General features: G+C 70.1%; 19 protein-coding genes. 8 read left to right on the top strand and 11 right to left on the bottom strand.

The features are described from left to right. Positions 1 to 53: 53 nt before the first annotated feature. Positions 54 to 1,049: an aldo/keto reductase gene (locus ACVOK1_RS08235; RefSeq protein WP_333628505.1), complete on the bottom strand. Its 996-nt coding sequence runs from the start codon at positions 1,047 to 1,049 to the stop codon at positions 54 to 56. Positions 1,050 to 1,170: 121 nt separating this feature from the next. Here ACVOK1_RS08235 and ACVOK1_RS08230 point away from each other — a divergent pair, with 121 nt between their 5' ends. Continuing rightward, positions 1,171 to 2,073 carry a LysR family transcriptional regulator gene (locus ACVOK1_RS08230; protein WP_481561724.1) on the top strand — a complete coding sequence of 301 codons (903 nt, stop codon included), beginning with the start codon at positions 1,171 to 1,173 and terminating at the stop codon, positions 2,071 to 2,073. A 22-nt stretch (positions 2,074 to 2,095) separates the two neighbouring features. Here ACVOK1_RS08230 and ACVOK1_RS08225 read toward each other — a convergent pair whose 3' ends face one another. Genes ACVOK1_RS08225 through ACVOK1_RS08215 form a run of 3 tightly spaced genes read right to left on the bottom strand, consistent with a single transcriptional unit; the run spans position 2,096 to position 4,148 of the window. Further along, positions 2,096 to 2,533, bottom strand: coding sequence for a hypothetical protein (locus ACVOK1_RS08225; protein WP_481561723.1), 438 nt, complete (start codon positions 2,531 to 2,533; stop codon positions 2,096 to 2,098). Beyond that, positions 2,530 to 3,159, bottom strand: coding sequence for a leucine efflux protein LeuE (gene leuE / locus ACVOK1_RS08220; RefSeq protein ID WP_108770547.1), 630 nt, complete (start codon positions 3,157 to 3,159; stop codon positions 2,530 to 2,532). The genes ACVOK1_RS08225 and leuE overlap by 4 nt, the downstream gene beginning before the upstream one ends. Before the next feature lie 8 nt (positions 3,160 to 3,167). Further along, positions 3,168 to 4,148, bottom strand: coding sequence for a LysR family transcriptional regulator (locus ACVOK1_RS08215; protein WP_481561722.1), 981 nt, complete (start codon positions 4,146 to 4,148; stop codon positions 3,168 to 3,170). Positions 4,149 to 4,240: 92 nt separating this feature from the next. Here ACVOK1_RS08215 and ACVOK1_RS08210 point away from each other — a divergent pair, with 92 nt between their 5' ends. Next, positions 4,241 to 5,248 carry a zinc-binding alcohol dehydrogenase family protein gene (locus tag ACVOK1_RS08210; RefSeq protein WP_481561721.1) on the top strand — a complete coding sequence of 336 codons (1,008 nt, stop codon included), beginning with the start codon at positions 4,241 to 4,243 and terminating at the stop codon, positions 5,246 to 5,248. A 273-nt stretch (positions 5,249 to 5,521) separates the two neighbouring features. On the opposite strand, the gene ACVOK1_RS08205 is transcribed toward ACVOK1_RS08210, so the two are convergent. Further along, a complete protein-coding gene (locus tag ACVOK1_RS08205) occupies positions 5,522 to 6,124 on the bottom strand; it encodes a glutathione S-transferase family protein (protein ID WP_481561720.1) in 603 nt (200 codons plus the stop codon). Positions 6,125 to 6,168: 44 nt separating this feature from the next. On the opposite strand from ACVOK1_RS08205, the gene ACVOK1_RS08200 reads away from it, so the two are divergent. The 3 genes from ACVOK1_RS08200 to ACVOK1_RS08190 all read left to right on the top strand — a co-directional run bounded on the left by ACVOK1_RS08200 (position 6,169) and on the right by ACVOK1_RS08190 (position 8,803). Next, a complete protein-coding gene (locus tag ACVOK1_RS08200; protein WP_108770543.1) occupies positions 6,169 to 7,719 on the top strand; it encodes a DNA recombination protein RmuC in 1,551 nt (516 codons plus the stop codon). Between the two features lie 72 nt (positions 7,720 to 7,791). Beyond that, entirely contained in the window at positions 7,792 to 8,190 is a 399-nt protein-coding gene (locus tag ACVOK1_RS08195; RefSeq protein ID WP_481561719.1) for a hypothetical protein, read from the top strand. Between the two features lie 67 nt (positions 8,191 to 8,257). Beyond that, on the top strand, positions 8,258 to 8,803 hold the full coding sequence (locus tag ACVOK1_RS08190; protein ID WP_164074947.1) for a glutathione peroxidase: 546 nt from the start codon (positions 8,258 to 8,260) through the stop codon (positions 8,801 to 8,803). A 105-nt stretch (positions 8,804 to 8,908) separates the two neighbouring features. Here the strand turns inward: ACVOK1_RS08190 and ACVOK1_RS08185 are convergent, their stop codons facing one another. From ACVOK1_RS08185 to ACVOK1_RS08160, 6 genes are read right to left on the bottom strand one after another with little or no spacing between them, the layout of a single operon-like run. Next, the gene (locus tag ACVOK1_RS08185; protein ID WP_481561718.1) at positions 8,909 to 9,916 is read right to left on the bottom strand and encodes an MlaA family lipoprotein; all 1,008 of its coding nucleotides are present in this window, start codon (positions 9,914 to 9,916) and stop codon (positions 8,909 to 8,911) included. A 1-nt stretch (position 9,917) separates the two neighbouring features. Then, positions 9,918 to 10,229, bottom strand: coding sequence for an STAS domain-containing protein (locus tag ACVOK1_RS08180; protein WP_108770539.1), 312 nt, complete (start codon positions 10,227 to 10,229; stop codon positions 9,918 to 9,920). Beyond that, entirely contained in the window at positions 10,219 to 10,881 is a 663-nt protein-coding gene (locus ACVOK1_RS08175; protein WP_108770538.1) for an MlaC/ttg2D family ABC transporter substrate-binding protein, read from the bottom strand. Before ACVOK1_RS08175 ends, ACVOK1_RS08180 begins: the two co-directional genes overlap by 11 nt. Beyond that, positions 10,878 to 11,399: an outer membrane lipid asymmetry maintenance protein MlaD gene (mlaD, locus tag ACVOK1_RS08170; RefSeq protein ID WP_079224410.1), complete on the bottom strand. Its 522-nt coding sequence runs from the start codon at positions 11,397 to 11,399 to the stop codon at positions 10,878 to 10,880. Before mlaD ends, ACVOK1_RS08175 begins: the two co-directional genes overlap by 4 nt. A 58-nt stretch (positions 11,400 to 11,457) precedes the next feature. Next, on the bottom strand, positions 11,458 to 12,207 hold the full coding sequence (locus tag ACVOK1_RS08165) for an MlaE family lipid ABC transporter permease subunit (RefSeq protein ID WP_079224408.1): 750 nt from the start codon (positions 12,205 to 12,207) through the stop codon (positions 11,458 to 11,460). Next, positions 12,207 to 12,995 carry an ABC transporter ATP-binding protein gene (locus ACVOK1_RS08160; protein WP_079225437.1) on the bottom strand — a complete coding sequence of 263 codons (789 nt, stop codon included), beginning with the start codon at positions 12,993 to 12,995 and terminating at the stop codon, positions 12,207 to 12,209. The genes ACVOK1_RS08165 and ACVOK1_RS08160 overlap by 1 nt, the downstream gene beginning before the upstream one ends. 212 nt (positions 12,996 to 13,207) lie before the next feature. Between ACVOK1_RS08160 and recC the strand changes: the two genes are divergently transcribed. Genes recC through recD form a run of 3 tightly spaced genes read left to right on the top strand, consistent with a single transcriptional unit; the run spans position 13,208 to position 22,046 of the window. Continuing rightward, positions 13,208 to 16,549 (top strand): exodeoxyribonuclease V subunit gamma, encoded by a 3,342-nt coding sequence (gene recC, locus ACVOK1_RS08155; protein WP_481561717.1) that lies wholly within the window; start codon positions 13,208 to 13,210, stop codon positions 16,547 to 16,549. Next, positions 16,546 to 20,184, top strand: a complete 3,639-nt coding sequence (recB, locus tag ACVOK1_RS08150; protein WP_481561716.1) for an exodeoxyribonuclease V subunit beta — start codon at positions 16,546 to 16,548, stop codon at positions 20,182 to 20,184. The genes recC and recB overlap by 4 nt, the downstream gene beginning before the upstream one ends. After that, positions 20,181 to 22,046: an exodeoxyribonuclease V subunit alpha gene (gene recD / locus ACVOK1_RS08145; RefSeq protein ID WP_481561715.1), complete on the top strand. Its 1,866-nt coding sequence runs from the start codon at positions 20,181 to 20,183 to the stop codon at positions 22,044 to 22,046. Before recB ends, recD begins: the two co-directional genes overlap by 4 nt. The last annotated feature ends 266 nt before the right edge of the window (positions 22,047 to 22,312 follow it).

The raw sequence follows: 22,312 nt of genomic DNA, 5'->3' as shown, positions 1-22,312 counted from the left end.
CGGGGCGCGCGCTGCGCCCCGACCAGGCTGCCGGAATCGGCACAATCCGGCGGCTACGACTCGATGTTGGCCATGCCACTGACCGAATAGCGCTCGCCGGCCGCGGCATTCAGCGGGAAGGCCGCATCCAGCGCGTCCAGCGTGGCGGCGTCCAGCTGCACCTGCAGCGCACCGAGGTTCTCGTCCAGCCGTGCCTGCCGCGTGGTGCCCGGAATCGGCACGATGTGCTCGCCACGCGACAGCACCCAGGCCAGGGCCAGCTGCGAGGCGGCAATGCCGCGTTCGGCGGCCAGCGCCTGCACGGTGTCCACCAGCGCCAGGTTGCGCTGGAAGTTCGCGCCTTCGAAGCGCGGCGAGGTACGCCGGTAATCGTCGGCCTCGAAATCATCCGGGCTACGGATGGCACCGGTCAGGAAGCCACGGCCCAGCGGCGAATACGGCACGAAGCCGATGCCCAGTTCCGCCGTGGTGGCCAGCACCCCGTTCTGTTCCGGCTCGCGCGACCACAGCGAGTACTCGCTCTGCACGGCGGTGATCGGGTGCACCGCATGCGCCCGGCGCAGGGTGGCTGCCGAGGCTTCGGACAGGCCCAGCCAGCGCACCTTGCCCTGTTCCACCAGGCGCGCCATCGCACCCACGGTGTCCTCGATCGGCACGGTCGGGTCGACGCGGTGCTGGTAGTACAGGTCGATGTGGTCCACGCCCAGGCGGCGCAGGCTGGCCTCGCAGGCGGCCTGCACATAGTCCGGGTGGCCGTTGACCTGCCGCGCCTGCGGGTCGGAAGGGTCTAGGCCGATGCCGAACTTGCTGGCCAGGAACACCTGGTTGCGGCGGCCGGCGATCGCGCGGCCGACCAGCACTTCGTTGGTGTGCGGGCCATACACATCGGCGGTGTCGAGCAGGGTCAGGCCACGGTCCAGCGCGTGCTGGATGACGGCAATGGCGTCCTCCTCACTGCTGCGGCCGCCGTAGTAGGCGCTCATGCCCATGCAGCCCAGGCCGAGGGCGGACACGGTAGGGCCGGCGGGGCCGAGGGTACGGGTCTTCATGCGGATCTCCTTGGGGGAAGCACCTCGCCCGGATGGGCGGCGGCGTGGGGCTTAGCTTCCTCCTGTCGATCATGTGGATAAACTGCGTGCAACCTGACTCACCTTGAAGGCTGGCTTCACAATGGATGCCTCTGCCCCGCTGACGGCCGTGGTCGCCTTCGTCCACGTGGCCGAACATGCCAGCTTCACCCGCGCTGCCGATGCGCTGGGCGTGTCGACCTCGGCGCTGTCGCAGAGCGTGCGCGCGCTGGAAGCACGGATGGGCGTGCGCCTGCTGCAGCGGACCACGCGGCGGGTGGGCCTGACCGAACACGGCGCGCGTTTCCTGCAGCGGGTGCGGGGCGGCCTCGACCAGATCGACCAGGCCTTCGCCGAACTGGACAGCGCGCGCTCGGTGCCGGCCGGGCGGCTGCGGGTGACCCTGCCACGCATCGTCGCCGACCGCATGGTGCTGCCGCGGCTGCCCGATTTCCTGGCGCGCTACCCGCAGGTGCAGGTGGAACTGTGCGTCGACGCGGCCCTGACCGATCTGGTGGGCGAGGGCTTCGACGCCGGCATCCGCCTGGGCGAATCACTGGCCCAGGGGATGATCGCGGTGCCGGTCGGGCCGCCCGAGCGGCAGGTGGTGGTGGCGACGCCGGCCTACTTCGAGCGCCATGGCGTGCCACAGACTCCGCATGACCTGCAGGGCCACGCCTGCATCGTGCACCGCCTGGCCAACGGCCGGCTGATGCCCTGGGAATTCAGCCGCGAGGGCCACGAGCTGGACGTGGAAGTGAGCGGGCGGCTGGTGTTCAACGATGCCGGCGTCGCCCATCGTGCCGTGCTTGCCGGGCTGGGCATGGCCCAGGGCTTCGCTTCGCTGATGGCCGACGACATCGCCGCCGGGCGACTGCAGAGCGTGCTGCAGGACTGGCAACCGCCGTTTCCCGGTTTCCACCTGTACTACCCGGCGCGCGAGCAGATGGCGCCCAAGCTGCGGGTGTTCATCGACCACCTGCGCGCGGACATGCACGACCAGTAGAGGCCAACCTGGGTTGGCACCCTCAATCGACCACGCGCGAGACCACGCCTTCCGGCCAATGGCAGCCGTCTTCCTGCCACGCCTCGACGTCTTCATTGAATTCGGTGCGGCGCCCATCGCGCGCGCGTTCGTAGCTGAACCCATAGACGCGCGCGCCCTGCGTGGTCAGGTAGTAGCGCCCGTTGCGGCGGCCCTCGATGCGTTCTTCCCACACGCTGTCGAACTGGGAGGGGCGGTCTTCGTCCAGCACCGTCGTTTCCTGCGAGACCCGCTGCACCGGCAGGCGACCGCGCTGGCCGGCGTACTGCACATCGGCGCTGCCATCGTCGAGCCAGCGCCACAGCAGGTGCAGGCTGTCGTTGCGGCCGCCGGTCAGGCAGCGATGGTCCTGCGCTGTTGCCGCCGCCGCGGTGTCGGCCAGCAGCACGGCAAACACCAGCACTGCCAGCCGCCGGATCATCCGTTCAACCCCAGGCGGATGCCGAAGCCGACCAGGAACAGGCCGGCCACGCGGCGCAGCACGGTGCTGATGCGCGGATGCTGGATGAGATGGCGACGGGCCAGGTTGCCCGCACCGATCAGCAGCGAGCAGTAGGCCACGCTGACCACGAAGATGATGCCGGCCAGCGCCGCGAAGGTCGCGATGCCGTGGTGCGCCTTCGGGTCGATGAACAGCGGCAGGAAGGCCATGTAGAACAGGATCGCCTTCGGGTTGAGCAGGCTGACCAGGATCGCCTGCTGGAAGTAGCGGCCGGGCTGCATGCGGATCGGGCCGGCATCGCCGCCCTCGGTCTTCGGCGTGCGCAGCAGGCTGATGCCCACCCACACCAGATAGGCCGCGCCGAGGTACTGCACGGCGTGGAAGACCAGCGGGTTGGCTTTCAGCAGCGCGGCCACGCCGGCCAGTGCCAGCCACATCAGGATCTGGTCACCGAGCAGCAGGCCGGCCAGCGCGGTGTAGCCGCCGCGCACGCCGCCGCGGCCGGTGGCGGTAAGCAGGGTGAAGGTGCCGGGCCCGGGCAGGGCGAGGAACACCAGCACGGCGAGCAGGAACGTCCACAGGTCCTGGATGCCCATCCACGGCATGGCATGGCTCATTGTTGTTGCGGGGGGGCGCCATTGTCGGCCACCGCCGCGGCCGGCGACAGGGGGCCGCCCTCGCCACCGGGCAGGCCGGACAGCAGCGGTTGCAGGTGATCGCGCAGCTGCGCGTGCAGTTGCCGCACCGCCGGCGAGAACTGCTTGCGGTGCGGGCACACCAGCTGCAGCGGGATGTGGCTGCCGATGCCGTCCAGCAGCACCTGCAGGCGCCCGGCCTGCACGTCCTCGCGCACGTCCAGCCAGGATTTGTAGGTGATGCCTTCACCGGCCACCGCCCAGCGCCGCACCACGTCGGCATCGTCGCAGACCAGCGGGCCGCGCACCGGCACCACCACGCGCCGTCCCTCGACCTCGAACGCCCAGCGGTCGTGGGTGCGTCCGCCCAGCTGGTAGGCCAGGCAGTCGTGCTCGCGCAGGTCCTCCAGCCGCGCTGGTACGCCGCGCCGCTGCAGGTAGGCGGGCGACGCCGCCAGCACGCGACGGTTGCCCTCCAGCAGCGGCAGGGCCACGTAGCTGGCATCGTCGAAGTGGCCCAGGCGGATCGCCACGTCCACCGGGTCGCGGAACACGTCGGCCACCTCGTCGGACAGGCGCAGGTGGAGCCGCAGCCGCGGGTGCGCGGCGCGGAACGAGGCCAGCCACGGCAGCAGCAGGTTGCGGCCGAAATCCGACGGCGCCGACAGCTGCAGCGTGCCGTGCAGGTCGGCGTCTTCGCCCTGCACGCGGGCCTGGCCTTCGCGCAGGGTCGCCAGCACATCCTGCGCGTAGGGCAGGTACAGCGCGCCCTCGCCGGTCAGGCGCAGGCTGCGGGTGGTGCGCACGAACAGGCGCAGGTCCAGCTCGCGTTCCAGCCGTGCCACCGCGGCGGCCACCTGGCCGGGCAGCAGGTCGGCCTCGCGTGCGGCCTGCGAGAAGCTGCCCAGTGCGGCGGTGCGGACGAACAGCTGCAGATCGTCGAAACGGATCATTTTCATTGCCGGAGTGAAAGTGCTGACCGATTCTGCGCCTTTCCGGGGGGCCGCGCGCGGCGCACGCTGTGGATTCCTTTCCCCCCTGGACCGCTGCCATGCGCGCCATTGCCTACACCCACGCCGGCCTGCCGATCGATGACCCGCAGGCCCTGATCGACATCGACCTGGACCTGCCGCAGCCGGGCCCGCGCGACCTGCGGGTGGCGGTGCGCGCCGTGGCGGTGAACCCGGTGGATACCAAGGTGCGCCGCAACGCCGCCACCGAAGGCCCGCGCGTGCTGGGCTGGGATGCGGTGGGCGTGGTCGATGCGGTGGGCAGCGAGGTGACCCTGTTCCAGCCCGGCGACGCGGTCTACTACGCCGGCGTGATCGACCGCCCGGGCAGCAATGCCGAGTACCAGCTGGTGGACGAGCGCAGCGTCGGCCGCAAGCCGGCCAGCCTCGACGATGCCGCCGCCGTGGCCCTGCCGCTGACCGCGATCACCGCCTGGGAACTGCTGTTCGACCGCCTGCGCATCGCCGAGGGCGGCGGTGAAGGGCAGACCCTGCTGGTGATCGGTGCGGCCGGCGGCGTCGGCTCGATCCTGGTGCAGCTGGCACGCACGCTGACCAAGCTGACCGTGATCGGCACCGCCTCGCGCCCGGACACCCAGGACTGGGTCTATGCGATGGGCGCACACCACGTGATCGACCACAGCCTGCCCCTGACCGAAGGCCTGGCCCGGCTGGGCATCCCGCAGGTCGAGCACGTGGCCAGCCTGACCCACACCGACCAGCACTACCCACAGATCGTGGAGGTGTTGGCGCCGCAGGGCCAGCTGGGCCTGATCGACGACCCCGGCCAGCTGGACGTGATGGCGCTCAAGCGCAAGGCGCTGTCACTGCACTGGGAACTGATGTTCACCCGCCCGCTGTTCAAGACCGCCGACATGCAGCGCCAGCACGACCTGCTGAACCGCGTGGCCGAGCTGATCGACGCCGGCGTGCTGCAGACCACGCTGGGCGAGCACTTCGGGCGCATCAATGCCGCCAACCTGCGGCGCGCGCACGCGCTGGTGGAGAGCAATCGCGCGAAGGGCAAGATCGTGCTGGAAGGCTGGTAAGGATCCAGGCCAACGGCTGAGCCCCTCGTGGCTGGTCGCGAAATGCAAAACCCTGCGCTTGGTCGGGGGGGGGGTGGTGGCGGGGGTGGGGGCGGGGGGGGGGGGCCGTCTGGCGCGCGGGCGCCCCCCCCACCCCCCGGCGGGGCGGCGCGCGCCCCCCCCCCCACCCCCCCCCCCACCCCGCCATCCCACGGATACCCAGCTTTTGCAGTTGCCGTTGCCGTTGCATTGAGCAGGTGCAGGGCTGCAAGCCCTGCAAAAAGACCCCACCCCTCAGGCAACCCCGTTGTCGACGTGTGCCGCAAACCCCGGCTGCCGCCGCAACCGCTCGAACCACGCGTCGACATTCGCCAGCACCGGCTTGCCGCCCGGCGTGCTGCGCCAGCGCTGCGTCGACAGCCCCAGCACGATGTCAGCCAGGGTGAAGTCATCGCCGGCCACGTACGCGTGGAGCGCCAGCTGCGCATCCAGCATTGCCATCAGCCGGTTCCACTGCGCCAGGCTCGCCTCCGCCCGCGCATCGTCCGGGTAATCCGCATGCCCGCGCACGCGCGCCATGAACACATGGCGCCACGCCGTGTTCAGATCGGTCGCCTGCCAGTCCATCCACTGCTCCACCCGCGCCCGCGCCTGCGGCTCGGCCGGCAGCAGATCGTGCCGGCCGGCGCGCGTGGCCAGGTAGCGGCAGATGCTGTTGGACTCCCACAGCACGAAGTCGCCCTCGCACAGCACCGGCACCTGTGCGTTCGGGTTCAGCCCGCGCAGCAGGTCCGCATCGGGGGCGGCGTGGTGCTGCACCGCCAGGTCCAGCCCGGCGCACAGCCACAGCACCTTGCGCACGTTGATCGAGGTCGGCTTTCCGTACAGTTCGAGCATGGTCAGACGCAGCGTTTGAGACGGGGCCAGCCTACACTGGTGGAATGCAAACCGAATTCCTGCTCATCGGCGGCCTCCTGCTGGCCGTCCTCGTCCTGCAGCTGATCGCCCTGCTGCGCCGCCCGCCCCACGACCGCCTGGAACAGGCGGTGCGCGAGGAGGCGCGGGCCGGCCGCAGCGAACTGCGCGAACAGCTGGACGGCTTCGCCCGCGCGCTGACCGACCTGTCCACCCGCACCGACCAGCGCCTGGACCTGCTGCGCGAAGCGCTTGGCGAAGATGCACGCAAGGCGCGCGCCGAAGCGGCCGAGAGCCAGCAGCGCAGCGGTGCATTGATGGGCCAGCGCCTGCAGGAACTGCGCGCGCAGCTGGAAGTGTTCGGCCAGCAGCAGGAGGCGCGCATCCACGCCTTCGGCCAACAGCTGCAGGAACTGACCACGCGTACCGACACCCAGCTGGGCGCGCTGCGCCAGACCCTGGTGGACGATGCCCGCAAGGGCCGCGAGGAAGGGGCGCAGTCGCAGCAGCGGCTGACCGAAAGCCTGGGCCTGCGCCTGCAGGAACTGACCCAGCGCAACGAACAACGCATCGCCGAGATGCGCACGACCCTGGAAGAACAGCTGCGCGCGCTGCAGAGCGACAACGCGCAGAAGCTGGAACAGATGCGCGTGACCGTGGACGAGAAGCTGCAGACCACGCTGGAAACGCGCCTGGGCCAGTCGTTCAAGCTGGTCTCCGAGCGCCTGGAACAGGTGCAGCGCGGGCTGGGCGAGATGCAGCAGCTGGCCACCGGCGTGGGCGACCTCAAGCGCGTGCTGACCAACGTCAAGACGCGCGGCAGCTGGGGTGAAGTGCAGCTGGAGAACATCCTCGAGCAGACCCTGATCCAGGAGCAGTACGCGCGCGCGGTGAAGGTGCGCCCGGACAGCAACGAGATGGTCGACATCGCGGTACGCCTGCCCGGCCGCGGCGACGACGCGCCGGTGTGGCTGCCGATCGATTCCAAGTTCCCGCGCGAGGACTATGAGCGCCTGCTGGACGCGCAGGACCAAGGTGACGCCGAGCTGGTGCGCATCCAGGGCGTGCAGCTGGAGCGCGCGGTGAAGGTGCAGGCCAAGTCGATCAGCGAGAAGTACATCGTGCCGCCGCACACCACCGATTTCGCGGTGATGTTCCTGCCCACCGAAGGCCTGTACGCCGAGATCATCCGCCGGCCCGGCCTGGTCGACCTGCTGCAGCGCGACCACCGCGTGGTGGTCGCGGGCCCGACCACCATCACCGCGCTGCTCAACAGCCTGCAGATGGGCTTCCGCACGCTGGCCATCGAGAAGCGTTCCAGCGAAGTGTGGAGCCTGCTGGGTGCGGTGAAGAGCGAGTTCGGCAAGTTCGCCGGCATCCTGGAGAAGGCCGAGAAGCAGATCACCACGGTCGGCCGCAGCATCGGCGCGGCCAGCCGCAAGACGCGCACCATCGAACGTCGCCTGCGTGGCGTGGAGACCCTTGCCAACGAACAGGTGCAGCAGCTGCTGGGCGACCTCGGGGAAGCCGAGGAAGAGGGCGGTGAGGACGAGGCCAGCGAGGGCGAAGAGACCTGAGTGCACTGACACACTACCTGCACCACGCAATGCGTATGCTGGCGGCCTCGATCACCGCCTGCAGGTCCGACCATGCGCCTTCGCTTCCTTGCCAGCCTGGCCCTGGCCGCCCTGTTGGCGGCCTGCAGCAGCACGCCGCCGGCCGCCGATACGACCGCACAACCGGCCGCCCCTGACACACCGGAAGCCACCGAGGCCTACCAGGAAGCGCGCGACGTGGATTGCCGCGCCGCCGGCGGCACTCTGCAGCCGCTGGGCCGCCTGCAGCGCATGCAGTGCGTGATTCCCTATGCCGATGCCGGCAAGGCCTGCAGCAGCAAGCGCGACTGTAGCGGCCAGTGCCTGGCCACGGGTGAACCCGAGGCGGGCGTGGTGGCAACGGGCACCTGCCAGCGTGATGTCAGCCAGAACTTCGGCTGCCGCCAGCGCATCGAAGACGGCAAGGCACAGGGCACGATCTGCGTCGACTGAACGCACCTGGCGCATACGCACAGCGCTATGCTGGTGGACCTTTCCACGGCATAGCCGGAGCCCCCGCGTGAGCACCCCGATCCAGGACATTTCCCTCACCACCATCGACGGCCAGCCGTCCACCCTGGGCGATTACCAGGGCAAGGTCCTGCTGGTGGTGAACGTCGCCTCCAAGTGCGGCCTGACCCCGCAGTACGAAGGCCTGCAGGCGCTGTACGCGGAAAAGCAGGCACAGGGCCTGGAAGTGCTGGGTTTCCCGGCCAACAACTTCCTCGGCCAGGAGCCGGGCAGCGAGGCGGAAATCCAGCAGTTCTGCCAGCTGACCTACGACGTGACCTTCCCGATGTTCGCCAAGATCAGCGTGGCCGGTGAAGACACCCACCCGCTGTACCAGCAGCTGACCGCTGCCCAGCCGCAGGCGATCGGCGAAGGCCCGCTGCGCGAGCGCCTGGCCAGCAAGGAGATCCCGATCCACGCTGCACCGGCAGTGCTGTGGAACTTCGAGAAGTTCCTCGTCGGCCGCGATGGCAAGGTGGTCGCACGCTTCGCCCCGGACGTGGCCGCCGATGACGCGCGCCTGCGCGAGGCGATCGACGCCGCACTGGCCGCCTGATCGCATGGGGTCGGATCCCTTTCCCAGGGGAAAGGGCTCCGACCCCAGGCCACGCACAAAAAAACCCCGCCAAGGCGGGGTTTTTTAATGCGCGGACCAACGCGATCAGTTGGTCCAGTTCGGCATCGGCATGGCATCCACCGGGATCGGCGAATTCTCATCGTCGCTGCCACGCTCGCGCTTGCCGCGCAGGTCGTTCTCGATCTGGTAGTTGCGACGCTGCAGCCAGGCATCGCGCACCAGCGCGTACTCATCCACCGCCGAGCTGCGCAGGTCGTCGACCGCCATCAGCTGCGCGCGGGTATCGACCAGCTGCAGGCCCTGCAGGCCGATGCGGATCTTGTCTTCCTCGATCGTGCGCATCGGCGACAGCGGCATGTCACCGGCCAGGCCGAACACATCGCGCACGGTACGCGGGCCGAAGAACGGCAGTTCCACGTAACGCGAACGGCGCCAGCCCCAGGCACCCAGGGTCTGCCCGAAGTCCTCGCGGCGGTTGGGCACCATCGCCTTGCTGGCCGGATCGAACAGGCCACCGATGCCCAGCGTCGAGTTCATCAGGAAGCGGCCGAAGGTATCCCACGCATCAGCCGGGCGGCCCTGCAGCAGCTGGTTGACGATGGTGACCGGCGAACGGATGTTGCTGAAGAAGTTGCTCACGCCGGTACGCGCGAAGCGCGGCACGACGTGGGTATAGGCGGTGGCCAGCGGACGCGCGATCACGTTGTCCACGCCCACGTTGAAGCGGTGCACGCGGCGGTTCAGCGGCTCCCATGGGTCGTAGGCAGCGGTGGTGGCAGCGGTGCCGGCGTTGCCGTACAGCGCGTCGAAATCGTCGTCGCCACCGGGCGCAGCGGCGGCCGCGGCCGTGGCGGCATCGGTTTCGGCATCGGTTCCGGCATTCGTGGCCGGTGGCGGCGTGGCCGTCGCGTCGTCCATGGCGGCCGCCGGTGCCGCGTCAACCGTGCCGGCATCGGCAGCAGGTGCATCGGCCGGTGCGCTGGCCGGAACCACGGTGTCGGCCACCGGCGCATCGCTGCGCGCGGGCTTGCCGGCACAGGCGCTGAGCGCCAGGGCCAGGATCATCAGGGGAAACGCGCGTACGACGTTCATGTCAGCTCGCAGCAGAAGGTGCATTGAAATCCAGATCGGGCGACAGCCGGTAGGCTGCGCTCAGTTCGTTGAAACCGGCAGGGGTGCCGGAAATCGACAGCGGGTGGCCCTGGGTGCGGGCACGCGCGGCCAGTTCGGCCAGCAGCGCCAGGCCGGCGCTGTCCACGCGCTCGACCTCGCCCAGTTCCAGCCGTGCCAGCTTTGCCGGCAACGCCTGCAGCTGCGGCCACAGGGCGATCACCGCGGCACGGTCGAGCACCCCGCGCAGGCGCAGGGTGTCGCCTTCCAGCAGCGCCAGTGGCTTACTTGCCATTGCCGGCCGGTCCGGCCTGCATGCTGCCGCTGCGCAGTTCGCTGGCCACCTGCTTGATGCCCTTCTGGCGCAGCGGGGCATCGAACTGGTTGCGGAAGGTCTGCACGTAGGAGATGCCTTCGATGTTGACGTCGAAGATCTTCCACTGGCCGTTGACGTTGCGCATCCAGTACTCGACCGGGGTCGGCTCGTTGCCGGCACGCACCAGTTCGGTGGCCACGCGCACGCCGCGGTTGCCCGGCAGCGGGCTCTCGCCCTTCAGGCGGAAGCTCGGCTTGCCCTGGATGTTCAGCAGGGTCGAGCCGTAGCGCTGCATCAGGCTGTCGGCCATCGCATCGGCAAACAGCTTGATGTCGGCGTCGGAGGCGCCGCGGGCGTGCGTGCCCAGCACCAGGCGCGCGGCATAGTCGCGGTCGAAGGTGCGGGTCAGTTCGCTGTCGATGTAGCTGCGCAGGCTGGCCGGGTTGCTGGTGAACTCAGCGCGGCGCTGCTGCAGGGTCGACATGATGCGGCTGCTGGCGTCGATGACCACCTTGCCGGCCTGGCCCTGCGGGGCGGTCACGGCGGGGGCGGTGGACTGCGCCTGGGCCAGGAACGGGGAAGCCAGCAGCAGCGACGAGGCCAGCAGGGCCGGGATCAGTTTCATCTTCATGGTTGCGGTTCCGTTGCAGGCGACTGCTCGCCATCGTTGGGTTTCTGGCCAGCGCCACCGGCGCTGCCACTGAACATGTACTTGCCGACCAGCTGCAGCAGGTCCACCGCCGGCTGGGTGAAGACGATCTCCTCACCGGGCTTCAGTACTTCCGGATCACCACCGGGCTGCAGACCGATATAGCTCTCGCCGAGCAAACCGCTGGTGAAGATGCCGGCGGAGGTATCGGCCGGCAGGTCCTTGACCTTGCTGTCCATGCGCAGGGTCACGATCGATTCGAACTTCACCGGGTCCAGTTCGATCGAGGCGACCTGGCCGACGGTGACGCCGCCGATCTTCACCGGCGCCTGCTTGCGCAGCTGGCCGACCTGGGAGAAGCGCGCCTTCAGCTCATAGCCCTGGCCGCCCCAGCTCCAGCGCTGGTTGGTCGAGGCCACGGCCAGCACCATCAGCGATGCCAGGGCCAGCAGCAGGAATGCGCCGACGGAGAATTCGAGTCTGGGACCGCGTATGGCCATGTGGATTACCTGATCGAGTCGTGGTGGCCGCGCGCCCTGCGCACCGCCGGAGGAGGGGTTAGGTGAACAACATTGCCGACAGCACGAAGTTGAACATCAGCACCAGCAGCGAGGCGTTGACCACCGCACGGGTGGTGGCCACCGAAGTACCTTCGATGGTCGGCTCGGCGTGGAAACCGACGTAGGACGCGACCAGCGCGGCGGTGCCGCCGAAGATCGCCGACTTCAGCATCGCCACGCCGAAGTCATCCCAGAAGTCCACGCTGTTGCGCAGCGCCGACCAGAACACGCCATTGTCCAGGCCCAGCACGTGCACCGCTTCGAAGTAGCTGGCACTGATGGCCAGCGAACAGAAGATGCCGGTCAGCAGCGGCACGGTCAGCACCGCCGCCCAGAAGCGCGGGGCCACCGCCTTGGCCACCGGGTCGATGGCCATCAGCTCCAGCGCCTTGATCTGGTCGGTGGCACGCATCAGGCCCAGTTCGGCGGCGATCGAGCTGCCGGCGCGGCCGATGAACAGCAGCGCGGTCAGCACCGGCGCCAGTTCGCGGTACAGCGACAGGCCGAGCAGGGTCGACAGCGCGTCGGCCGCACCGAAGGTGGTCAGCGTGCGGTAGCCCTGCAGGGTCAGCACCAGGCCGACGAAGGCACCGCCGACGGCGATGATCGGCAGCGAGCGCGCGCCGATCTTGTAGATCTCGCGGGTCAGCTCGGCGAGGAAATCACGCGTGGGCAGCGAACCGCGCAGCACGGTCAGCGAGAACAGGCCGGCGCGGCCCAGCGAACGGGTGGCTTGCACGAACGGCATCAGGCAACCCTCGCGCGCGGCGCGGCATCGAACGGAATGGGGCCATCAGGCTGGCCGTGCAGGAACTGCCGCAGCAGCGGGTCCTGGCTGGACTGCAGCGCTTCGGGCGTGCCCTGGAACACGATGCCGCCATTGGCAATGGCGATCACCTGGTCGCAGATCGGCAGGGTCTCGTGCACGTGGTGGCTGACGATGATGCTGGTCAGGCCCAGGCTGTGGTTGAGGCGCTGGATCAGGCTCATGATGACCCCCGAGGCGATCGGGTCCAGCCCGGTCAGCGGCTCGTCGTAGATCATCAGCGGCGGGTCCAGGGCCAGCGCGCGGGCCAGAGCCACGCGACGCGCCATGCCGCCGGACAGCTCGCGCGGCCAGGCATCGGCGGCGGCCAGCAGGCCCACCGCGTGCAGCTTCATCTGCACCAGCCGGCGCAGCACCGCCGCCGGCAGGCGGGTATGGGTGCGCAGGGGCAGGGCGACGTTCTCGGCCACGGTGAGGTCGGTCAGCAGGCCATTGCCCTGCAGCAGCACGCCCACGCTCTTGCGCATTTCCAGCAGCGCGCCGCTGTCATGCGGGATCGGCTTGCCGAACAGGGTGACCTCGCCGGCGACCGGGCGCAGTTCGCCGGTCAGCGCGGCCAGCAGGGTCGACTTGCCGCTGCCGGACGGGCCCAGCACGGCAGTGATGCTGCCCTGCGGAACCTGCAGGGAAACGTCGCGCAGGATCGTGCGTCCGCTCCGGTCGATGCGGACGTTGGACAACTGCACCAGACTGGAGGCGGAAGCCGACATGGGCACCATTAACGTTTTTTAGACATCGAAGGGTGGGGTCAGCCGGCTGAACATAAGCAGACTGGACGGTCCAGTATTGTGGCACGTCGCGGCCACCGGCAGGCCGGGACAATTTCCGGCGGCGCCGGAACAATCCATCGCAGCGCTCGCTGCGCGCCCCAGTGACGTGCGTCACCATTGAATACTGCCGGGCGTCCTGCACACTGTGCACGATGACCGACCCGTTCAGCGACTTCCGCCTCTATCACTCCAACTCGTTGGACGTGCTGGCCGCCCTGCTGGCCCGAAACGTGCGCACTCCGGTGCCGGGGCAGCCGCTGCTGGCGCCGGAGGTGGTGCTGATCCCGCAGGTGGCGATGCGTCGCTGGCTGCAGGCGACACTGGCGGCCGAGTACGGGGTCGCCGCCAACCTCGAGTTCCTCACCCCGGGTGAGTTCGTCGCGCGAGCGCTCAACGCCAATGTCGATGGCGAAACCGACGACCTGGACGCCGCCGGCCTGCACTGGAAGCTGTACCAGGCGCTGCGCGACCCCGTGCTGCTGGCGCAGCCACCGATGCGTGCGCTGCAGGCCTATCTTGCCGGGGTTGACGCCCTGAAGCCGTGGGCGCTGGCCGGTGAACTGGCCTCGGTGTTCGAGAAGTACCAGGCCTGGCGCCGCGACTGGCTGCTGCGCTGGGATGCCGGCGCCGACCCGGCCGACCCGCAGGCGATCCTGTGGCGGGCCATTTCCGCAGGACGCGGCTACCGCGCGCGCCGCATCCAGGACTACCTCGACCGTTTCGAAGGCCCGGACAAGCCAAAACCACAGGGCCTGCCGCCGCGCCTGTCGGCGTTCGCCACGCTGAACATCTCGCCTGACGTGCTGCGGGTGATGGCCACCCAGGCCCGGGTCGGCGAGCTGCACTTCTATATGCCGACCCCGGTGCAGTCGTACTGGGGTGACCTGCAGACCCTGGCCGAGCGCCTGCGCAGCGGCGCACCCGATCCCTTTGGCGAAGCCGCCGGCGAGAACCGCCTGCTGGAAGCCTGGGGCGCGGCCGGCCGCGACTTCATGGCCGTGCTGGGCAGTTACGAAGTGGTGCACCCGGCCGGTGAGATCGCCGCGTACTCGGATCCCGAAGACGACACCCGCCCGACCCTGGCCGAGGGCGGGCTGGCCGACAGCCTGCTGCACCGCCTGCAGCGCGACCTGTTCCACCGCCGAGCGCTGCCCTCGGGCGAGCTGCGCGAGGAACCGCGCAGCGATGACCCCAGCCTGCAGGTGCACGCCTGCCACACCCGCCTGCGCGAACTGCAGGTGCTGCACGACCAGCTGCGCAGCCTGCTGCAGGACCCCCGCTTCGACCCGCCGCTGCAGGCCCGCGAGATCGCGGTGCTGGCACCGGACATCGATCCCTACGTGCCGTACCTGGAAGCCGTGTTCGGCGGCCGTGGCGGCGACGAGGAACACATTCCCTATGCGCTGGCCGACAGCAGCCCGCTGGCGGGGGAGCCGCTGGCCGATGTGTTCGTGCACCTGCTGTCGCTGCCGGTGTCGCGGTTCGGCCTGAACGAGATCCTCGACCTGCTGGCCAGCGCGCCGCTGGCCGAGGCGGCCGGGCTGGAGGCGGTGGACTTCGACCGCCTGCATGGCTGGCTGCAGCAGGCCGGCGCCCGCTGGGGCATCGACGCCAACCATCGCGGCCAGCTGCAGGCACCGCGCGACGACGCCTACACCTGGCAGTTCGCGCTGGACCGCCTGCTGCTGGGCCACGCCACCGGCAGCGATGTCGACCTGGCCGGCGTGGCACCGTGGATCGAGCTGGAAGGCGGCGCGCTGGACGCGCTGGACCGGCTGGTGCGCCTGCTGCGCGTACTGGCGCTGTACCAGCGTCGCCTCGGCGAGACCCTGACCCCGGCGCAGTGGCGGCAGCGCCTGCTGTCCCTGCTGGATGCGCTGCTGCCGGAAGCACCCAGTTCGCCCAACAGCCAGCGCGCGCTGGAGCGCCTGCGCAAGCTGCTCAACCAGTTCGCCGATGACGCCCGCAAGGCCGGCTTCGAGGACGGCGTACCGCCCGAGGTGGTGCGTGCGCACTTCGCCGGCGCGCTGTCCGAGGCCGATACGCGTGCGCCGCTGCTGACCGGCGGCATCAGCTTCGGCCGCATGGTGCCGATGCGCCTGCTGCCGTTCCGGGTGATCTGCGTGCTGGGCCTGAATGATGGTGACTTCCCGCGCCGCGACCCGGCGGCTGGCCTGAACCAGCTGACAGCCGAGCTGGACACGCCGCGCCGTCGCCCGGGCGACCGCTCCACCCGCGAGGATGACCGCTTCCTGTTCCTGCAGCTGTTTGCCGCCGCGCAGGACGTGTTCTACCTGAGCTACCTCGGCGCCGACCCGCGCGATGGCAGCGTGCGCGAGCCCTCGGTGCTGGTCAGCGAGCTGATCGACGCCGCCGCCGAGTACCACCAGGCGCCGGAGGCCGCCAAGCGTGCGTTCACCGTGCGCCACGCGCTGCAGCCGTTCTCGCCCGCCGCCTTTGGCGAGGGCGATCCGCGCCGTTTCAGCTACCGGCGGCAGTGGCACCCGGCTGCCGGGCGCATGGCCGGCCAGCGCGGCGGGCTGCAGCCGTGGTTCGACGCCGCGCTGCCGCCACCGCTGGATGACGCGGTGGAAGACGAGGTCGCGCTGGACACGCTGCGCCGCTTCCTGTGCGACCCGGCCGGGCAGTTCCTGGCCCAGGCGCTGGGCCTGCGCCTGGCCGACGACGTCGAGGAGGTGGACGACCTGGAGCCACTGGTGCTGTCCTCGCGCGGGCCGGAAAAGCGCAGCGTGCAGGCCGCGGTGGTACGCGCCACCATCAGCGGCGATGTCGAGCCGTTGTACCCGCGCCTGCGTGCCCGTGGCCTGCTGCCGTCGGGTGCGCTGGGCGAGCGCCAGTTCGAAGCCGAACAGCTCAAGACCCGTCCCTACGCCAGCGCGATGCTGGGCTGGATGCAGGGGCAGCCGCTGGAAAGCCGCCGCTACGAAGTCGAGATCGACGGCGTGCGCCTGCACGGCCGCGTCGCCGACCGCCATCCCGAAGGCCTGGTGCGCCTGCGCGCCGGCACCTTGAACGGCAACGCGGTGATCCACCAGGGCCTGGACTGGCTGCTGGCCAATGCGGCCGGCGATGCGCTGCCGCTGGTGCAGTTCCACGATGGGGGTGATGCCGGCCCCGGCCCGCACATCCAGCCTGCACCGGGCGCGGCGGCCGCACGCAGTGCCCTGCGCGCGCTGCTGCAGCTGCGCCAGCGTGGCCTGCGCGAGCCGCTGCGCTTCGCACCCTATACCGGCTGGGTGCTGTTCACCGCGCCGGTGGAAAAACAACGCAGCGAAGGCTGGAAGCAGTGGCACGGCAGCGACCGCAGCTGGGGCGAAGCCAACAGCGATGCCTGGCAGCTGCTGCTGCGCGGGGCCGATCCCTTCGCCGATGACGACAGTTACGCCGACCTGCTGCGCAACAGCCAGGTGGTATTCGGCGCGGTGCGCGACGGGCGTGGCCCGGGTGGCACCGGCAAGGAGGCCGACGCATGAGCACCCCCGTGGATCCCTACCTGCTGCTGCCGCTGCAGGGCATCGGCCTGATCGAAGCCAGCGCCGGTACCGGCAAGACCTTCACCCTGGCCACGCTGTTCACCCGCCTGGTGGTGGAACAGGGCCTGCGCATCGGCCAGATCCTGGCGGTGACCTTCACCGATGCCGCCACCCAGGAGCTGCGCAAGCGCATCCGCGAGCGCCTGGCTTTGGCCGCGCGCCTGGTCGACCTGCCGCCCGCCGACGACGAGGCGCCCGATGCGCTGCTGACCCGGCAGGTGCTGCAGCGCCACCTCGACGAAGGTGGCGAAAGCGCTGCCGCGCTGAAGCGCCGCCTGCAGGTGGCCGCCGACGAGATCGACCTGGCCTCGATCTTCACCATCCATGGTTTCTGCACCCGCGTGCTGCGCGAGCATGCGCTGGAAAGCGGGCACACCTTCGATCCGCCGGAACTGCTGGCCAGCGACCGCGAGCTGCTGGAGGAACTGGCCGCCGACCTGTGGCGCGTGCACGCCAACGACCCGGCCACGCTGGAGCCGCTGCTCTGGCTGTGGTCGAACCCCGATGCGCTGGCCTCGGACCTGCGCGCGCTGCTGGCCTCGCCGCCGCTGTACCCGCGCCCGCAGCCGCTGGCGGTGAAAGATCCGCGCCTTGCCCTGCAGGCCGCCGCGGCGGACCTGTCGCTGGCCGTGCGCGAGCACGGCGAGCAGTTCTTCCTCGATCTGTGCGAGGCGGTCGACAACAAGTGGATCAACGGCGTTTCCTACAAGCTGGGCTGGCTGCACGCGCTGGGCCGGCAGCTGTTGGCCTGGGCCGCGCGCGGTGACGCCAGCGAACTGATGAAGGATGGCCACCTGCAGGCGCTGCTGCCCGAAGCGCTGGTGGCCAAGACCAACAAAAAGTTCGGCGACCGCACCCCCTCCTCGCCGCTGCAGGCACCCCTGCAGCGCTACGTGGCGCTGCTGGCCCAGCGCGACCAGTGGCTGCGCGCTGCGTCGCTGAACTTCCTGCACAGCCTGCGTGAAGAAGCCACGCAGCGGCTGGCCATGCTCAAGCGCACGCGCCGGGTGCAGACCTACGACGATCTGATCGATGGTGTAGCCCACGCGCTGGAGGGGGCGCAGCGGCTGGAGCTGGTGCGCAAGCTGCGCCTGCAGTACCGCATCGCCCTGGTCGATGAGTTCCAGGACACCGACGACCGCCAGTGGGGCATCTTCCACACCGTGTTCGGCGATTCGCCGGAGGTGCGGGAACTGGGCCTGCCGCCGGCGCTGTTCCTGATCGGCGACCCGAAGCAGGCGATCTACGGCTTCCGTGGCGGTGACATCCACACCTATCTGAAGGCCAAGCAGGCCGCGCGGCCGGCACCGCCGCTGGACCAGAACTTCCGTTCGCGGCCTTCGGTGCTGCGCGCGCTGCAGGCGCTGTACGACAACGGTGGCGACGACGCCTTCCTGGAAGCCGGCATCGGTTTCGAACCAGTCCGCCCCGGTGGCGTGCGTACGGATGAAGACTACCTGCGCGACGGCGCCGCGGCCCCGGCACTGACCCTGCGCGTGCTGCGCAGCGAAGGCGACAAGGCGATGAGTGCCGACACCTCGCGTGCCGCCGCGACCCAGGCCTGCGTCGCCGCCATCCACCAGACGCTGCTGGATGCGCGTGCCGGTACCGCCATCCTGCGCGGCCGCCCGGTGCAGCCCGGTGACATCGCCGTGCTGGTGCGCTCGCACCGCGAGGCGACGCTGGTGCAGCGCGCGCTGGCGGCACTGGGCATTCCGGCGGTGGCGGCGGGCAAGCAGAGCCTGTTCTCCACCAGCGAAGCACGCGACCTGCGCGCGCTGCTGCTGGCCCTGCTGCAACCGGCTGACGAAGGCCGCCTGCGTGCGGCGCTGGCGACGGTGCTGCTCGGCCAGCGGGCCAGTGCGATCGCCAACATGGAACGTGAGGGCGACCTGCAGCGCGCGTTCCAGGCGCAGCTGCTGCACTGGCGCGAGCGCTGGCAGCGCGGTGGCCCGTTCGCCGTGGTGGCCGATGTCTGCGCCGCACAGGGCGAACGCCTGCTGGCGCTGATCGATGGCGAGCGCCGGCTGACCAACTACCTGCAGCTGGGCGAACTGCTGCAGGAAGCCTCCGCGCAGGCGCTGGGCATGCATGGGCTGCTGGACTGGCTGCAGGGGCAGATGGCCAATGCCGACCAGAATGACGAGCAGCAGCTGCTGCGCCTGGAATCGGACGCGCGCCGCGTGCAGATCATCACCCTGCACAAGAGCAAGGGCCTGGAATACCCGCTGGTCTACCTGCCGTTCGTCGGCATCTTCGGTGGCGCCTCCAACAACGCCGGGCACTGCACCGTGCACGTGGACGGTGAGCGCCAGCTGCACTGGAAGCTGGACGACGACGAGGCCTGGAAGGCGGCCAGCGGCCAGCGCGACCGCGAGCAGTGCGCCGAAGATGCGCGCCTGCTGTACGTGGGCCTGACCCGCGCCGAGCATGCGCTGTGGATCGCCATCGGCGATCTCGCCGGGCTCGGCAAGACCCGCCTTGCGCCGCTGCTGGGCGACCTGCAGGCGCTGCACGCGCACCCCGATGTGCACATCGACGACAGCGATCCGGTGCTGCGGCTGCCGCAGCTGCCGGTCGAACAGGACGGCGAACTGCCGGCCGTGCGCAGCCTGACCCGGCGCGTACCGCACGACTGGTGGGTGTACAGCTTCACCCAGCTGGCGCATGCCGATGCCGGCGACGACGTCGAAGCAGCAGCCACCGAACTGCCGGCACCGGCCGCCGACGAACCGGCGGGTGCGGAACTGCCGCTGGAACCGGCCCTGCCCGAACCCGCAGCTGCCGACGCAGCACCGCTGGACACGCGCTTCATGGGCAGCCGATTCGGCAACGTCCTGCACGAAGCGCTGGAAAACGTTGATTTCGCCGCCTGGGGCGGATGGAGACCCGACCAGCCCGCGCCCGAAGGGCAGGCCGACCTGCTGCGCAAGGCGCTGCACGACGAAGGCTATGCCGACGAGGACCTGGACGATGGCGTGGCGGTGCTGGTGCCGCTGGTCGGCCACACGCTCACGGTCGCCCTGCCCGAAGGCGGTGCCCTGCACAGCCTGGGCGAGGGCGAGCGCCGCGCTGAAATCGAATTCCACTTCGCCATCGAACCGACCACCGTGCCGGCGCTGCTGCAGCTGCTGCATGCGCACGGCATTTCCAGCGCGCGCCGTGGCTTCGGCCTGCGCCGCCGGCTGGAAGGGCTGATGACCGGCAAGATCGACCTCACCTACGTGCGCGATGGGCGCTGGTATGTGCTCGACTACAAATCCAACCGGCTGCCGGGCTACAGCCCGGACCTGCTGCAGATCGCCATGCGCCACAGCGAATACGACCTGCAGGCGCTGATCTACACCGTGGCCCTGCACCGTTGGCTGCGCTTCCGCCTGGGCCGCAGTTACGACTACGCGCGCGACATGGGCGGCATCCGCTACCTGTTCTGCCGTGGCCTGGATGGCAACGGCAATGGCGTGCACGTGGACCACTTCGCGCCGGAACTGGTGGATGGACTGGATGCGCTGTTCGCCGGCGGCGACGCCGCCCATGCCGACCTGGTCGCGCGTGCCCTTGGAGCCAGCGCATGAGTGCCACCCTGCTGCAGCAGCTGTACCGCGGTGGCCACCTGCGCACCCTCGACCACGCGTTGGCCACCAGCCTGCGGCGGCTGCGCGAGGACACCCCCGATGGCGTGGCGGTTGCCGCCGCGCTGGCATCGCTGGCGGTGTCACAGGGGCACGCCGCCTTCGATCCGTCACAGCCGCAGCGCCTGCTGGAAGGCTTCCTGGCCTGGCCCGCGCCGGCGCAGTGGCTGGCCCAGCTGCAGGCATCGCCGTGGGTAGCGCAGCCGGAGGATCCCGAGGCGGCCGCCGATGAGGCACCGCTGGTGCTGGAAAACGGCCTGCTGTACCTGCGCCGTTACCGCGAATACGAGCGGCAGCTGGCTGCCGGCCTGCAGCGCATCGGCCGACATCCATTGCCGGCGCCGGACATGGCGGCGCTGGCGCCGTTGTTCGCGCGCCTGTTCCCCGTTGCCGCCACCCAGGAAGACCACCAGGCGCGTGCCGCCGGCGTGACCCTGCGCCACCCGTTGGCGCTGGTCACGGGCGGCCCCGGTACCGGCAAGACCACCACCATCGCGCGCCTGTTGCTGCTGCTGGCCGCGCAGGCCCTGCATGCCGGCGAGCCGGTGCCGCAGGTCGCGCTGGCCGCACCGACCGGGCGCGCCGCCGAGCGCATGGCCGAAAGCCTGCGGCTGGCCATGCAGCGCCTGCAGGAGGACGGCCTGGACCCAGCGCTGTGCGCGGCGCTGCCGAGCACTGGCACCACCCTGCATCGCCTGCTCGGTGTCATCCCCGATTCGCCGCGCTTCCGCCACCACGCCGACAACCCGTTGCCGGTGGACGTGGTGGTGGTGGACGAAGCCTCGATGATCGACCTGCCGCTGATGGCCAAGCTGGTCGATGCCATCGCCAGCGGCACGCGGCTGATCCTGCTGGGTGACCCGGACCAGCTGCCCTCGGTGGAAGCGGGCGATGTGCTCAGCGCCATCCTGCGTGCCAGCGGCGATGGCAGCGGCACCCGTGCCGATGACGCGCAGGCCCTGCAGGGACTGCTGGCCGCGCCGACCCTGCAGCCGCAGGCCGCGCCACGCTCCTTCGCTGGCCGTCGCGTGCAGCTGCAGCGCGGCTACCGGCAGAGCGATGCCCTGCAGCTGGCACCGCTGGCGCAGGCGGTGCGCGAAGGTGACAGCGGCACCGCGCTGGCCCTGCTGCGTAGCGGCAGCTTGTCCGGGATCAGCTTCCACGAAAACGATGCCGACCCGCTGCGTGGCCAGCGCGAACACCTGCTCTCGCACTGGCGCGCGCTGGCCGAGGCCGAAGACCCCGGCCGCGCGCTGCAGCAGGCCGGTCGCCTGCGCGTGCTGACCGCCCTGCGCGAAGGCCCCCAGGGCGCACGCGGGCTCAACAGCCGCATCGAACAGCTGCTGGCCGGCAACATGCCCGGCTACTTCCAGGGCCGCCTGCTGCTGGTGACTGAAAACAGCTACCGCCATCGCCTGTTCAACGGTGACATCGGCATCTGCCTGCGCGACACCAGCGGCGCGATGGTGGCCTGGTTCCCCGGCGACACCGCCGAACAGCCGCGTGCCTTCCACCCTGCCGCACTGCCCGCGCACGAAAGCGCCTTCGCGATGACCGTGCACAAGGCACAGGGCTCGGAGTTCGATGAAGTGTGGCTGCAGCTGCCGCGGCAGGACAGCCGCGTGCTGTCGCGCGAACTGGTCTACACCGGCCTCACCCGCGCCCGCCAGCGCCTGCATGTGGCCGGCAGCGAAGAGGTGCTGGTGGCCGCGCTGAAGCGGCATGCCAGCCGTCTGGGTGGCCTGGCCTGGCGGCTGGGCGCCGAAGCGGGGTCGGATCCCGTTCCCGACGGGAACGGGCTCTGACCCCCATCCACGCGTGGCGTGGATCTACTGGCAACTGCGGCTGTTGGTAGGTGTCGACCGTTGGTCGACACATCTGTCAGACATCGATATCCGACCCCGTGCCGACCAACGGTCGGCACCCACCAGAGCAGAGCGCCGTTCCGACAGATCGCGGGAAACTGTCGAAGGCGGGGTGGGTCCGGTTGAGGGGGTGTGAGCGGCATGGATGCCGCGACCAAGCCCCCATGGACGGGTTTACGGCGTCCCCCTCAACCGGACCCCCCCCG

It is taken from the genome of Stenotrophomonas sp. STEN087, assembly GCF_056759115.1.
The sequence above is the reverse complement of the archived record's forward strand: the minus strand, read 5'-3'. Positions and strand labels throughout refer to the sequence as shown.

Bases quoted from the DNA above. Each gene is read 5' to 3' on its own strand.
- ACVOK1_RS08235 (WP_333628505.1), bottom strand. From the start codon at position 1,049: ATGAAGACCCGTACCCTCGGCCCCGCCGGCCCTACCGTGTCCGCCCTC.
- ACVOK1_RS08230 (WP_481561724.1), top strand. From the start codon at position 1,171: ATGGATGCCTCTGCCCCGCTGACGGCCGTGGTCGCCTTCGTCCACGTG.
- ACVOK1_RS08225 (WP_481561723.1), bottom strand. From the start codon at position 2,533: ATGATCCGGCGGCTGGCAGTGCTGGTGTTTGCCGTGCTGCTGGCCGAC.
- leuE (WP_108770547.1), bottom strand. From the start codon at position 3,159: ATGCCGTGGATGGGCATCCAGGACCTGTGGACGTTCCTGCTCGCCGTG.
- ACVOK1_RS08215 (WP_481561722.1), bottom strand. From the start codon at position 4,148: ATGAAAATGATCCGTTTCGACGATCTGCAGCTGTTCGTCCGCACCGCC.
- ACVOK1_RS08210 (WP_481561721.1), top strand. From the start codon at position 4,241: ATGCGCGCCATTGCCTACACCCACGCCGGCCTGCCGATCGATGACCCG.
- ACVOK1_RS08205 (WP_481561720.1), bottom strand. From the start codon at position 6,124: ATGCTCGAACTGTACGGAAAGCCGACCTCGATCAACGTGCGCAAGGTG.
- ACVOK1_RS08200 (WP_108770543.1), top strand. From the start codon at position 6,169: ATGCAAACCGAATTCCTGCTCATCGGCGGCCTCCTGCTGGCCGTCCTC.
- ACVOK1_RS08195 (WP_481561719.1), top strand. From the start codon at position 7,792: ATGCGCCTTCGCTTCCTTGCCAGCCTGGCCCTGGCCGCCCTGTTGGCG.
- ACVOK1_RS08185 (WP_481561718.1), bottom strand. From the start codon at position 9,916: ATGAACGTCGTACGCGCGTTTCCCCTGATGATCCTGGCCCTGGCGCTC.
- ACVOK1_RS08180 (WP_108770539.1), bottom strand. From the start codon at position 10,229: ATGGCAAGTAAGCCACTGGCGCTGCTGGAAGGCGACACCCTGCGCCTG.
- ACVOK1_RS08175 (WP_108770538.1), bottom strand. From the start codon at position 10,881: ATGAAGATGAAACTGATCCCGGCCCTGCTGGCCTCGTCGCTGCTGCTG.
- mlaD (WP_079224410.1), bottom strand. From the start codon at position 11,399: ATGGCCATACGCGGTCCCAGACTCGAATTCTCCGTCGGCGCATTCCTG.
- ACVOK1_RS08165 (WP_079224408.1), bottom strand. From the start codon at position 12,207: ATGCCGTTCGTGCAAGCCACCCGTTCGCTGGGCCGCGCCGGCCTGTTC.
- ACVOK1_RS08160 (WP_079225437.1), bottom strand. From the start codon at position 12,995: ATGTCGGCTTCCGCCTCCAGTCTGGTGCAGTTGTCCAACGTCCGCATC.
- recC (WP_481561717.1), top strand. From the start codon at position 13,208: ATGACCGACCCGTTCAGCGACTTCCGCCTCTATCACTCCAACTCGTTG.
- recB (WP_481561716.1), top strand. From the start codon at position 16,546: ATGAGCACCCCCGTGGATCCCTACCTGCTGCTGCCGCTGCAGGGCATC.
- recD (WP_481561715.1), top strand. From the start codon at position 20,181: ATGAGTGCCACCCTGCTGCAGCAGCTGTACCGCGGTGGCCACCTGCGC.